The 12,644-nt window shown below is 66.2% G+C and carries 12 protein-coding genes; 2 read left to right on the top strand and 10 right to left on the bottom strand.

Features of this window, described 5'->3' with window-relative positions; genetic code table 11:
* Positions 1 to 345 precede the first annotated feature (345 nt).
* The 9 genes from IFR23_RS11980 to IFR23_RS11940 are packed head-to-tail and all read right to left on the bottom strand — an operon-like array spanning position 346 to position 9,042.
* A complete protein-coding gene (locus tag IFR23_RS11980; protein WP_192976111.1) occupies positions 346 to 2,022 on the bottom strand; it encodes a GMC family oxidoreductase in 1,677 nt (558 codons plus the stop codon).
* A 53-nt stretch (positions 2,023 to 2,075) separates the two neighbouring features.
* On the bottom strand, positions 2,076 to 2,909 hold the full coding sequence (locus IFR23_RS11975; protein ID WP_192976110.1) for a sugar phosphate isomerase/epimerase family protein: 834 nt from the start codon (positions 2,907 to 2,909) through the stop codon (positions 2,076 to 2,078).
* Entirely contained in the window at positions 2,906 to 3,487 is a 582-nt protein-coding gene (locus tag IFR23_RS11970) for a gluconate 2-dehydrogenase subunit 3 family protein (protein WP_192976109.1), read from the bottom strand. The genes IFR23_RS11975 and IFR23_RS11970 overlap by 4 nt, the downstream gene beginning before the upstream one ends.
* On the bottom strand, positions 3,484 to 4,302 hold the full coding sequence (locus IFR23_RS11965) for a 3-keto-disaccharide hydrolase (protein ID WP_244655631.1): 819 nt from the start codon (positions 4,300 to 4,302) through the stop codon (positions 3,484 to 3,486). The genes IFR23_RS11970 and IFR23_RS11965 overlap by 4 nt, the downstream gene beginning before the upstream one ends.
* 11 nt (positions 4,303 to 4,313) lie before the next feature.
* The gene (locus tag IFR23_RS11960; RefSeq protein ID WP_192976108.1) at positions 4,314 to 5,225 is read right to left on the bottom strand and encodes a hydroxypyruvate isomerase family protein; all 912 of its coding nucleotides are present in this window, start codon (positions 5,223 to 5,225) and stop codon (positions 4,314 to 4,316) included.
* Positions 5,226 to 5,238: 13 nt separating this feature from the next.
* Positions 5,239 to 5,625 (bottom strand): c-type cytochrome, encoded by a 387-nt coding sequence (locus IFR23_RS11955; protein WP_192976107.1) that lies wholly within the window; start codon positions 5,623 to 5,625, stop codon positions 5,239 to 5,241.
* Positions 5,622 to 6,776 carry a Gfo/Idh/MocA family protein gene (locus tag IFR23_RS11950; protein ID WP_192976106.1) on the bottom strand — a complete coding sequence of 385 codons (1,155 nt, stop codon included), beginning with the start codon at positions 6,774 to 6,776 and terminating at the stop codon, positions 5,622 to 5,624. The genes IFR23_RS11955 and IFR23_RS11950 overlap by 4 nt, the downstream gene beginning before the upstream one ends.
* Positions 6,773 to 7,837 (bottom strand): sugar phosphate isomerase/epimerase family protein, encoded by a 1,065-nt coding sequence (locus IFR23_RS11945; protein ID WP_192976105.1) that lies wholly within the window; start codon positions 7,835 to 7,837, stop codon positions 6,773 to 6,775. The genes IFR23_RS11950 and IFR23_RS11945 overlap by 4 nt, the downstream gene beginning before the upstream one ends.
* Positions 7,834 to 9,042: an MFS transporter gene (locus IFR23_RS11940; protein WP_244655630.1), complete on the bottom strand. Its 1,209-nt coding sequence runs from the start codon at positions 9,040 to 9,042 to the stop codon at positions 7,834 to 7,836. The genes IFR23_RS11945 and IFR23_RS11940 overlap by 4 nt, the downstream gene beginning before the upstream one ends.
* Before the next feature lie 185 nt (positions 9,043 to 9,227).
* Here IFR23_RS11940 and IFR23_RS11935 point away from each other — a divergent pair, with 185 nt between their 5' ends.
* On the top strand, positions 9,228 to 10,280 hold the full coding sequence (locus tag IFR23_RS11935) for a LacI family DNA-binding transcriptional regulator (RefSeq protein WP_192976103.1): 1,053 nt from the start codon (positions 9,228 to 9,230) through the stop codon (positions 10,278 to 10,280).
* Positions 10,277 to 11,260, top strand: coding sequence for a 3-keto-disaccharide hydrolase (locus IFR23_RS11930; protein ID WP_192976102.1), 984 nt, complete (start codon positions 10,277 to 10,279; stop codon positions 11,258 to 11,260). The genes IFR23_RS11935 and IFR23_RS11930 overlap by 4 nt, the downstream gene beginning before the upstream one ends.
* Before the next feature lie 197 nt (positions 11,261 to 11,457).
* On the opposite strand, the gene IFR23_RS11925 is transcribed toward IFR23_RS11930, so the two are convergent.
* Positions 11,458 to 12,627 (bottom strand): pyridoxal phosphate-dependent aminotransferase, encoded by a 1,170-nt coding sequence (locus IFR23_RS11925; RefSeq protein ID WP_192976101.1) that lies wholly within the window; start codon positions 12,625 to 12,627, stop codon positions 11,458 to 11,460.
* Between the last annotated feature and the right edge of the window lie 17 nt (positions 12,628 to 12,644).

Genomic DNA, 12,644 nt, shown 5'->3' with positions numbered 1-12,644 from the left:
GCAAGCCGCCGCCCACATGTCCCTTCATCTTAACCTACAATGTCAAAGAGCCGACAAAAATACCGACACTCGCACAACCCCTCCCGTAGAAGAAGCTTGCAGCATCTGGTTTTTTGCGACCGCACCAACCAGACCGTGTGGCCGTTCGCTGCGGTCCGACGTATTTAGGAGAGCGAACGTTATCGGTCAAGCGGCTATTTTGACCTGCGATCAAATTCGCTCCCGCATCAGCCACAGCGCCATCGTCTGCCCCTTACCGTCGGCACTGCCGGCCCGCGGTTCGCAGCGGCACTTGGACGGCGTCGGGGACCCGTGCGCTATTCCGAGGCCGGATACCTCTCGTATTTAGCTTTTCGTCATCTGGCGCACCGCGTGATCGGCGGCGCGGGCGGTCAGCGCCATGAAGGTCAGCGACGGGTTCACGCAGGAGATCGACGCCATCTGTGCACCGTCGGTGACGTAGAGATTCGAAGCCGCGTGCGCCTGGCTCCATTCGTTGAGCACCGACGTGCGCGGGTCGCGGCCCATGCGGGCGCCGCCCATCTCGTGGATCGCGTCGCCGGGGACGTGCTCGCTTTCGCTACTTTTGACGTTGGTAAGCCCTGCCCCTTTCAGCATCGCCTCGCCCTGCGTCCGCGCGTCGGCCATCATCTTGAGCTCGTTGTCGCGGAAGCGGACGTCGAAGCGGACCAGCGGGACGCCGAACCGGTCCACCTTGCTCGCGTGCAGCGACACGCGGTTGTCCGCATAGGGCAAGCATTCGCCGAACGCGCCCATGTGGAATTTCCAGGGCGCATATTTACGCATACCGTGTTTCATCGACGCGCCGAACCCGACCGGTGCCGCCGGATCGCGGCGCGCGCTGCCCTGATAGCCATAGCCGCGTTTGAAGCCGACGCCCTCGTCGCCACCAATATTACGGAAGCGCGGGATGTAGACGCCGCCCGGCCGTCGACCATATTCGATCAACGAGTCCATGCCGGGAATGTCACCCTCGATCCCGACGCGGAAGATGTGGTCCATGACATAGCGGCCAAGCGTGCCGCTGCCGTCGAAATAGCTGCGATCGCTGCCCGGTGCGCGCGAGTTCAGCAGGATCTGGGTCGACGCGATCGCCGACGCGCAGAGGAAGACGAGATCGGCATTGACCGTTTCCGCCTGGCCGGTCTTGGCATCGATATAGCGGACGCCAGTGACCTTTTTCCGCGCCGCGTCGTACACGAGGTTGGTGACGACCGAGTCCGACTTGAGCGTCAGGCGGCCAGTCGCGCGCGCAGCTGGCAAGGTCACCGCCTGCGTCGAGAAATAGGCGCCGAACGAGCAGCCGTTGCTGCACTGGTTACGGAACTGGCATTTCGTGCGGTTCTGGTCGGGCTTGTCCTCGGTCATGTTCGACAGCCGGGTGTGGATCAGTTTGCGACCCGGGAATTTGGTTTCGAGGTTCTGCTTCAGCCATTTCTCGGCGACGTTCATCGGCATCGGCGGCTGGAATTCGCTGTCGGGCAGATAGGGCAGGTTCTCGCGCGAGCCGGACACGCCGATGTATTTCTCGACATAGCTGTACCACGGCGCGACGTCGTCGTAGCGGATCGGCCAGTCGCCATCGATGCCGTCGCGCCTGTTCGCCTCGAAATCTTCCGGGCTCCAGCGAAAGCACCAGCGGCCCCAGATGATCGACTTGCCGCCCACCGCCGCGGGTCGAATCCAGTAGAATTTGCTGCCTTCGTCATACGCGTACGGGTTCAGCCGGTCGTCATTGTAGAATTCCTGGTTGCCGGGTGACACATAGCCGTGCGTGGCGATGAAATAGTCGCTGTCGATCAGCGGCTTGGGCATGATGTTGCGCGCCGGGATCTCATAGGCGGGCTTGCCGTCATAAGTGTAGCCCTCGCCGTGCTCGACCATCTTGCCGCGGTCGAGCATCAGGACTCGCAGGCCCTTCTCGGTCAATTCCTTGGCGGCAAAGCCACCGCTCACACCAGACCCTATGACGATCGCGTCGAACCTGTTGGTCTCGGCCATGATCTTCCTCTCCTAATACTCGGTTGGATATGCGCCCGGTTAGAAACGCCCGGTCAAAAACGCAGCGCGCGCAGCGTCCGGAAACTCGTGGTGATGTCGGGCAGATAGGGCGCGGGAGCCTGGTCGTTCTCGACGTAGAAATGCCGGACGCCGGCGCTGCCCTTCAGCTTGAACAGCGCGGCGAAATCGACCGTGCCCGCGCCGACCGCGGCCATGCTGCGATCGGGCCGCATGTCCTTGACGTGGTACGCGTAGAGGCGCGTCGACAGTCGCTCGATCAGCGTCGTCAGGTTTTCGCCCGCATGCAGCGCCCAGTAGAGATCGAGTTCGAGCTTCACGAGCGCGGGATCGGTCTCCTTCAGCAGCCGCTCGTACAGGCTGACGCCACCCGGCTTTGTGGTGAACTCGAAATCGTGATTGTGATACGCGAAGCCCAGCCCGGCCTTTTTCAGGTCGGCCGCGAACCGGTTGAAGTTCGGCAGCGCCGCGGCCCAGCCCGCTTCGTTGCGATGCTCGTCGGTCATGTACGGCAGCACAACCGTGGTCGCGCCGAGCGTCTTGGCCATCGTCACCGACTGGTCGAACCGCTGGAGCAGCGCGTCATAGCCGATATGCACAGACGGCGCGGTCAGGCCGAGCTTGTCCATCGTCCGGCGCAGCATCGCGTGGTCCATGCCGTCATAGCCACCACCGCCGAACTCGACCTCACGGTAGCCGATCTTCGCGACCTGCCCGAGCGTGCCGACCGGGTCCTTCGAGAAAATGTCGCGGATCGTGTAGAGTTGCAGGCCGATCGCCTTCAACTGTGCCGCGGAGGCTGTCGGCACGAACGCGAGCGCTGCGACCGCGCCGGAGCCGGCGAGCAGATTTCTACGGCTGAGAATCATGCGGAATACACCTTGTTGACCTGAGAATAGGGGAATGCGCCGTTATACTCGCCCGGCACCGGCAGATATTCGCGCTCCTGCGTCATGCCGATTTCCGACGTGTAATAGCCGGTGACGACGAGCTGTCGGAACGCTTCGAAGAAGACGCCGCCGGACGGGATCTGGTCGTTCATCGCCAGCGTGAGGAGCGCGTCGTGCTGTGCCGCAGTCGCCTTGGCGGCGGGGACCTTGTAGTCTTTGAGGCTGCGCGCTTCGATCGCATCGAGCCCGGCAAGGATCGGCACGCGGTCGGCGGGTGCGGCCCAGTCGGCGAGCAGCTTTTCGATATAGGCGGGTACGCCCGCGGCGATGGCGCCCGGCGTATCGGTGGTCGGCAGCACGCGTTCGCTGAGCGCGGTCATCAGTGCGCGCTGTGGGGCTGTGAAGACCGCGACGCTGGGCGGGCCTTCGCTGATGACGGGGATGCCCGCCGCCGAGCCCGGTGTTGCCGCGACCCCGGCTGCGCGTGCGATCGGCGCATACAAAGCTGTGCCGAACATGGCGACGACACCGGCGAGTGCTGTTCTGCGGTCGATCATTTACCGTCCTTCCCTAGATCCTGCGCGATCGCCGCCTCGGTCAGCGGACGGACCCAGATGTTGCGGAACGACACCGGCGAGTCGTGATCCTGAAGCTGGATCGGCGCGGCGTCGGCGTGCACGGTGTACGCAGCGACCTTGCGCCAGATCGTGGTACCGAGCATCGCCTGGTGGTTCTGGACGAGCACGCCGTTGAGCAGCGCAGTGACGTACGCAGGGCGGAGCAGGCTGCCGTCGGCGGCGAAGCGGGGGCGTTCGAACACGATGTCGTAGGTCTGCCATTCGCCGGGACGGCGCGCGGCGTTCACCAGTGGCGGCTTCCAGCCATAGACCGCCCCGACGGCGCCATCGGCATAGGTCGGGTTCTGCGAGCCATCGAGGATCTGCAGTTCGTAGCGCTGCATGAACCAGATGCCGCTGTTGCCGCGATCCTGCGATGTCTTGGTCGGCGGGTTGGGCGAGCGGAACTCGAGGTGCATCTGCACGTCGCCAAAGCTCTGCTTCGAGACGAGGTTGTTCTCGCCGCCGCTCTTCGCACGCGAGGGGATCGTGAGTGCACCGTTGGCGATCGGCCACGCGATGCGATCAGGCTTCCATGCGTCGAGCGAACGCCCGTCGAACAGCACCACGGCGTCGGCGGGCGCACCGCCGGGGGTGGCGGCCGGCGCGACCACGGCCGGCGCGGGGCGGTCGGCATCATGGACGTGCCACTGGCCGCCGGGCAACATCGGCGTGTCCTTGAAGCCGGGCTTGTCCTGCGCCGCAACTGGTCCCGCCAGCGCTACGATGACGCTCGCCATCACCACCGTCTTCATCCCCATCCCCCTCATGCTGTGTCGATCTCGCGATAGGCGGCGATCAGGCGATCCTCGCCTGCGCGGCCGGCGATCGAATTGCCGTGCTCCATGCCGATCACGCCGGTGTAACGTTGCGCCTTCAGCCACTTCACGATCGAGGCGAAGTTGATCTCGCCGGTCAACGGCTCGTTGCGGCCCGGATTGTCGCCGAACTGGATGTAGCCGATCTCGCTCCAGCAGGTGGCCAGCGTCGGGATCAGGTTCCCCGACTGGATCTGCTCGTGATACAAGTCGGCGAGAATCTTCACCGCCGGGCTGTTGGCGCCGCGCGCGACCGCATAGCCCTGCGAGATCGACTGCATATAGACGCCGGGATGGTTGGTCCGCGTGTTGAGCGGCTCCATCACCATCGCCGTGCCCGATGACGCGACGATGTCGCCCGCGCGGCGCATGATGTCGATCACGCGCGCCGTCTGGATATCGACCGGCACCTTCGGATCCATGAAGCCGGTGACGACGGTCATGTGCTTCGCGTTCAGTCGCTTGGCGACGTCGAGCGAGGCGCGGATGTCGGCGAGGAACGTCTCGCGCTCGGCGCCGTCATTGGCGCCGAGCAGCGGCCGCGACTGCGACCATTTGGGCATGCTGGCGACGAACACGCCCATCGTCATGCCGCGCTGCGCCAGCGCCTTGGCCATCTGCTCCTGCTCGGCCACCGACCGCGTTGCGGCCTCGTTGTCCTCCCAGGCGGTGAAGCCCTGGTCGGCGGCGTAGGCGATCTGCTCAATCCGTCCGCCGCGACTGCCGAAGCTGCCCTCGTGTGGCGCGTAGCCGAGCGAGAACCGTGCAGCATTGCTGCCGCGGCGCTGGGCGGCGATCCCGGCGGGGACCAGCGATGCCGCTGCACCGGCGGCGAGCAGGGTGCGGCGCGAGAGCGTCATGCGCACGGCGCGATCACTTCGCGCCCTCCGCTTTCAGGTACGCGATGATCGCAGCACGCTTGGCGGCATCGGGCATCGCGATCGGCATCCGCGTGCCCGGCACCTTCTTCTGGGGAGCCGCGAGATACTCGTTCAGCGTCTGCTCGTCCCAGCGCAGCTTCGACCCCTTCATCGCGGCCGAATAGTTGAAGCCGGGCGTCGCGGCGGCGGCACGGCCGACCACGCCGTACAGGTTCGGACCGATGCCGTTACGGCCGCCCTTCGCCACGGTATGACACGCGCGGCAGGCGGCGAACGCCGGGGGCGAGGCTGCCGTCGATTGCGCGGCGGTCGGCACGGATATCGTGACCGCCGCAACCGCCGCGATGCTTCCCGCGACCAAGGCCATGAGCAACTTCATTCATTCTCTCCCGGATTTACTGAAGTCCATTTCTGGTCCGACGCGGCGTTGGCGATCACCGCTTCGATGAAGCGCATCGTCCGCAGTCCATCGGTTACGCCCGGAAACCAGCGCCCCCCGTCCCCGCGCCCGTCGCCGCGGATCGCTGAGGCGAATGCGCGGTAGAGGTTGGCGAAGGCTTCGATATACCCCTCGGGATGCCCCGCTGGGGTCCGCACCAGCGTGGCGGTGGCGTCGAGCATGCCGGGCCCGCCGGTCCGTACAAACTCGGTCGGACGATCAAGCCAGCGCAATGTCAGCGTGTTCGGCTCCAACTGCGACCAGTCGAGCCCGCCGCGTTCGCCGTGGATACGCAGCCGCAGCCCGTTCTCCTCTCCCGCCGCGACCTGGCTCGCCTTGAGCACGCCGCGCGCGCCGCCCTCGAAGCGGAGCAGTGCACTGACGTCGTCGTCGAGCCGCCGGCCTTCAACATGCGTCGTGAGGTCCGCCGAGACCGACTCCACCGACAGGCTGGAGACATGCTCGGCAAGCTGGAACGCGTGCGTGCCGATGTCGCCGAGGCAGCCGCCGAGCCCCGCGCGGGCTGGATCGGTGCGCCACTCGGCCTGCCTGTTGCCGTCGGTGTCGATCGGTTGGCTGAGCCAGCCTTGCAGATATTCCACCTGGACCAGACGGATCGCGCCGAAATCGCCGCGCGCCACGCGAGCGCGCGCCTCTTGTACCATCGGATAGCCGCTATAGGTGAACGCCAGCGCGAACTGGCGGCCGCTGGCCTTGGCGGCGGCGGCGATCGCTTCGGCCTCGACGACGCTCATCGCCATCGGCTTTTCGCAGAACACGTGGAAGCCGGCGTCCAGTGCCGCAATCGCCATCGGCGCGTGAAGGTGGTTCGGCGTGACGATCGCGAGCGCCTCGATCCGTTCGTCCAGGGGCAGTGTGCGTTCGTGCGCGATCAACGCGTCGAGCGATGGATAGACACGCTGCGGGTCCAGTCCGAGCAGCGCGCCGGTGCGCGTGTTGCGCCCGCCATCGGTGCTGAACGCACCCGCCACCAGATCCCAGTCGCCGTCGAGCGCCGCCGCCATCCGGTGGACGGCGCCGATAAAGGCCCCTTCCCCGCCGCCGGCCATGCCGAGACGAAGCCGGCTCATGCCTGCCCCTCCGACAGTCCGAGCAGCTTGCGGATCGCGGCGCGATCGATGCCGCTGGCGGCGAAGTCGTCGAACGGGTGTTCGGTCAGGTGAATGATGTGATCGCGGATGAACGGCGCACCTTCGCGGGCTCCATCGTCGGAACGCTTGAGCGCGCACTCCCATTCGAGCACTGCCCAGCCGTTATAGCCATATTGCGCCATCTTGCTGAAGATACCGGAGAAATCGACTTGTCCGTCGCCGAGTGAACGGAATCGGCCGGCGCGATCGACCCAGTTCTCGTAGCCGCCGTACACGCCGGTTCGGCCGTTCGGGTTGAACTCGGCATCCTTGACGTGGAAGCAAGAAATCCGGTCGTGATAGCGGTCGATGAAGTCGAGATAGTCGAGCTGCTGCAACACGAAGTGCGACGGATCGAACAGGAGGCGCGCGCGCGGATGGTTGTCGACGGCCGCCAGGAACCGCTCCCAGGTCGCGCCGTCATGGACGTCCTCGCCCGGATGCACCTCGAACGCGCAATCGACGCCGACATCCTCGAACACGTCGAGGATCGGAGTCCAGCGTCGCGCAAGTTCGGCGAACGCTTCCTCGATCAGCCCGGCGGGACGTTGCGGCCATGGATACACGTACGGCCAAGCCAGCGCGCCGGAGAAGGTGGCGTGCGCGGACAGGCCGAGATTGGCGCTGGCCTTCGCCGCCAGTTTCACCTGCTCGACCGCCCACAGCTGGCGCTCGGCGGGCTTGCCGTGGACCTCGGGGGGTGCGAAGCCGTCGAACAGCGTGTCGTACGCCGGATGCACCGCGACCAGCTGGCCTTGCAGATGCGTCGACAGTTCGGTGACTTCGATGCCGTGCTTCGCCAGTCGCCCGCGAAGATCGTCGCAGTACGTCTTGCTATCGGCGGCGAGCTTCAGGTCGATCAGTTGCGCGTTGCAGGGGATCTGGACGCCGACATAGCCGAGCCCCGCCGCCCATTCCGCCAGACCGTCGAGCGTGTCGAACGGCGCTTCGTCGCCAAGAAACTGGGCGAGGAATATTCCGGGGCCCTTCATGCCGGTCATGCTGCACTCTTTCTGGTGTCGTCGCGGAACGTAAACTGGAACAGGAGAGCGATCACCGCGGCGGCGATGGCGGGATACCACCACATATGCTGCCAGTCGGCGATGGTCGGCGATGCGGGCAGCTGCGCGTACAGCAGTGCGCCGATCTGCGAGCCGAGCAGCATGCCGACGCCGTAAGTGAACAGCGTCAGCATGCCCTGCGCCTGTGCGTTCACGCCCTTCGGCGTGGCGATCGTGCCGGTGTAGATCGCGCCGGCGACGAAGAAGAAATCATAGCACACGCCGTGCAGCGCGACGCCGAGATACACCGCCCAGATCGACGATCCGCCATCGCCGATCGCGAACAAGGCGTAGCGCAACGCCCATGCGGCCATGCCGACGAGCAGCAGCGGCTTCACGCCGAACCGGCGGTACAGCCACGGCATCGAGAACATGAAGACGAGCTCGGACATCTGCCCGATCGCGAGCGTGCCGCCGACGTTGCTGATGCCGGTCGCGCCGACATAGGGCGAGGCATAGGCGTAATACATCGCCAGCGGGATCGAGATCAGCGTCGCGCAGGTCATGAATATCAGGAACGAGCGCTGCTTGAGCAATCCGAACGCCTCGACGCAGAACACCTGGCGGAGAACGCTCTCGTCGCGCGGCGCATCCGCCGTGACGTTCGGCAGCGTGAAGCTGTAGAGGCCGAGCACGATCGACACCACGCCTGCGACGCGGAAAATCTCGGGGCTCGCCGACAGGCCCGCCCAACCGATGAGGAGGCCAGCGGTGATCCAGCCGAGCGTGCCGAACGCACGGACGAACGGGAACTTGTCGGTCCGCTCGCCAAAGCTCTTTAGCGCGATCGTGTTCGCGAGGCCGACCGTCGGCATGTAGAGGATCATGTAGCAAAGCAGCAGCCAGACGAAGGTCTGTCCGTTCTCGGGTGTGACCAGCGCCGGGAGCAGGAACAGCAGCACGCCGCCGATCAGGTGCAGGATCACCATCAGCATCCGCGGGGCGACGTAGCGCGCCGCCGCCATGCCGAGCAGGAACGAACCCACGATCGACGCGATCGGGCCGACCGAAAAGGCGTTGCCGATGAGGTTGCCGATGCCGACCGTCTGCATGACGAGGCCGAGGGTTACGGTCCAGGCGCCCCATACGAAGAACTGCATGAACATCATGGCGCTGAGGCGGCCGGTCAGCAGGGGGCCGGTCAACGCAGGACCCGTCGAAAGATCGCCGGTCGTGGCTGGGGATCCAGTATCTGCAAGCGCCATTCGCCACCTCTCCGATCGCAGTTTTCCTGCTTGTCGATCACAAAGCTACGGAGCTGCGAAACGAATGTAAAGGATTACATTGGATCGCTATCGACACTGCCGCCGAGCCGATCCATGACGAGGTCATGCCGACGATCATCGAAGTGGCCGCACTCGCGGGCGTCTCCACCGCCACCGTTTCGCGCGTGTTGAGCCGCCCCGAGCAGGTGTCCGAAGACACGCGGCGGCGTGTGCTCGAGGTCGTCCGCACGTCGGGGTACGCACCCAACGTCGCCGCACGGAGCCTGCGCACGCTGCGCGCCGCCAAGGTCCTGCTGACCGTCCCCGACATCTCGAACGCGTTCTTCGCCAGCGTCATCCGCGGTGCCGAAGAAGCCGCACGGGATGCAGGGTATTCGGTCGTGGTCGGCGACACGCGCCACGATCCCGAGGTCGAGGATCAATATGCGGAGATGCTCTCGCGTCGCGAGGTCGACGGGCTAATCTTCCTCGGCCATCGCCTGCCCGCCAGCCTCCAGCCGCTACTGTCGCGCAAAGGCGCCGCCGCGCCGATCGTCAACGGCTGCGAATACAGCGCCGATCTGGGCGTCCCCAGCGTGCACATCGACAACGCCGCCGCCAGCGCCGAGGCGGTCGAGCACCTCGTCGGCCTAGGCCACCGCGAGATCGGCATCGTCACCGGCCCGCAAGCCAGCCCGATCAGCCGCGATCGCCTCGCCGGGGCGATCGACGCGGCGGACCGCGCGGGTCTCCGCGAAAGCCTGCACATTCGGGTAGGCGATTATGCCGCAGGATCGGCGTTCGTGCATGTCCGCAGCCTGCTGGCGGAAGGCGTCACGGCGATATTCTGCTTCAGCGACGAGATGGCGATGGGTGCGCTCAGCGCGATCCGCGAAGCCGGACTGTCGTGCCCGGAGGACGTCTCCGTGGTCGGCTTCGACGACCTGCCGCTGGCGCGCTATTTCCAGCCGCCGCTGACGACGATCGCCCAGCCCAAGGGGATGATCGGCCGCCGCGCCGTCGAGCTGCTGGTCGGCATCCTGCGCGGCGGCAGCCCCGTTCGACAGGTCACGCTGCGCCACGAACTCGTGGTACGACACAGTACCGCGATCCCCGGCGCCACGCACGGCGCGCGCCCGCGACAACCCGAGCCGAACCCGGCGAGAGGATTTCCATGATTAAGACCTTCGCGCTACCGATCGTCTTCGTGCTGCCCGCGATCGCTGCGGCACAGAGCCCCAAGGAACAGCCGCCGGTCACGGCCGGCGCACCGGTCGTCGCCCACCAGCGGCTTGCCTTGACCGACCTTCCGCCAGCGACGGGCAAACCGGTCATTCTGTTTGATGGCCGAAGCCTGAAGGACTGGCGCCCCTGGCTTGGTTACGTCGACCCCGCGGTGACCTATCGCGGCGATCCCGAAAATAAGCCGATCGGTACTGCTCGCGGCGGCGGTGATGAAGACTTCGCCGTCCGTCAGGTCGACGGCGGTCCGGCGATCTGGATCAAGGGGCAAACCTGGGGCAGCCTCGTCCACCGCGCGGACCTCGCCGACTATCATCTTCGCCTCCAGTATAAATGGGGTGCGAAGACATGGGCGCCGCGAGATCGACAGCCGCCGAACAACGGCCTGCTCTACCATACGCACGGTCTGCCGGGGGAGGTCTTCGGGACGTGGCAGCCGTCGATGGAGTTCGAGATCATGAAGGGCTCGACCGGGATGGCGGTGGTCGTCGGCAGCAAGGTTCGCGCGCGGACGACCGTGGTCGACGATCCCTCGCTGATCGCACCCCAGCTACGGTTCCGCGTCGGCGGACGACCGATCGACATGGTCAACGGAACGCCGACCTGGAACGTGGAGGCCGCGACCGATGCCGAACGGCCGATCGGGGAGTGGAACACGCTCGATCTCTATGTGCTGGGTAACCGCGCCGTGCATGTCGTGAACGGCGTACCGGTGGCGGAGATCACGGATATCGCGACGATCGCGCCGGACGGAACCCGCCAGCCGCTGACGCACGGACGGATCCAGCTGCAATCGGAAGGCGCCGAGACCTGGTTTCGCAAGATCACCGTCGAGCCGATCCACAGGCTACCCAAGATCGTCGTCGTGAAAGGTGCCGCAGGGGCGAACGCCCCGTCCGGATCACCGAAATCCTAGCCGAGACGAGGCGACCATGTCCGGCACGGCGTTCGCCCCGATCGTGCCGGACATGAGCACAGGCAGCGTAGCATCCCGCACCAGAGCGGGACTGGGCACGATCCGACCGTCACGACCCTGACGATGGGACGTCGCCGGGCCGTGCCGTCGGCACGATCCCGGACACGCCATCGAACGTCGCCCGCGCTCAGTCCGGTTCAGGCCATCACCTTGTCCAGCGCCACGCAGAACGCCTTCATCTCCGTCGCCGAGCCGACCGTCACGCGCGACACCGTCGGCCAGATCGGCCACGACCGCCCGATCTCCACACTCTGCGCACGGAACGCCGCCTGCACGTCCTTTGCCGGGCGCGTCTTCCAGTCGATCATGATCATGTTCGCACTGGTCGGCTTGACGACGATGTTGCGCGCGCGGAGGTGATCGAGCGCGATGCCCCGCGCCTGGACCATCTCGGCGCGGCGCGCGGCGATCAGCGGGGCCGCGGTCAGGCTCGCCGTGGCGCACGCCAGCGAGGGCAGCGGCAACGCACCCGACTGCATGCCCCCGTCATAGCGGATCATCTTCGCCAGGATGTCCGGCCGCGCCATCGTGAAGCCCATCCGCATGCCGGCCATCCCGAAGATCTTCGAGAAGGTCCGAAGCACGATCACGTCGCGCCCTGCCGTCACCAGCGGCGAGGCCACGGGAACGCCTGCGAAGTGCGTATAGGCCTCGTCCACCAGCACGATCGAGCCGGCGGGCTTGTTCGCGATCAGCCATTCGATGTCGGCGATCGGCGTGATCGTCCCGGTCGGGTTGTTGGGCGTGCAGATGTAATACAGCCCCGCGTTCGGGTCCGCCGCGAGCATCGCGCGGACGTCATGCGCATACTCGGCGGTCAGCGGCACGCGCTTCACGGGCGCGCCCAGCCAGTCCGCGGTTCGCCCGGCAAGCTCGAACGTCGGGTCGGCGGTGACCAGACCCCGTTGCGGCGAACAGAAGCTGACGATCGCGCGCGACAGCGGATCGCTCGAGCCCGGCCACGGCGCGATGTGATCGTACGGCACGCCCTCCACCGCCATCACCGCCTTGAGGAAATCGTTGCGCTCGTCCTGCGGTGCGTACCGATTGCTGTTGGCGATGATCTTCTGCGCGGCACGCTGGCCCGGCAGCAGCGGCCCGGTCCAGCATTCGTTCGCGCCGATCCGCACCTTCGCGGTGGGTGCCGGATCGGGCACGCCGCCCGACGCCCAGGCCGGGCGACCGAGCGATGCCGCCACCGCGCCTGCGCCGAAGATCCCCGCGACCCGCGCGAGTTGCCGCCGCGAATAGCCCCGGTCGAGCAGGTCGTCGCGGGCGTCTTCGGGAAGATAAGTCTGTTCGGTCATGGCAAAATCCTCGCTGG

This window comes from Sphingomonas sp. CFBP 13603 (assembly GCF_014892665.1).
Classification (GTDB): domain Bacteria; phylum Pseudomonadota; class Alphaproteobacteria; order Sphingomonadales; family Sphingomonadaceae; genus Sphingomonas.
This window is presented reverse-complemented; position numbering and strand designations above follow the sequence as displayed.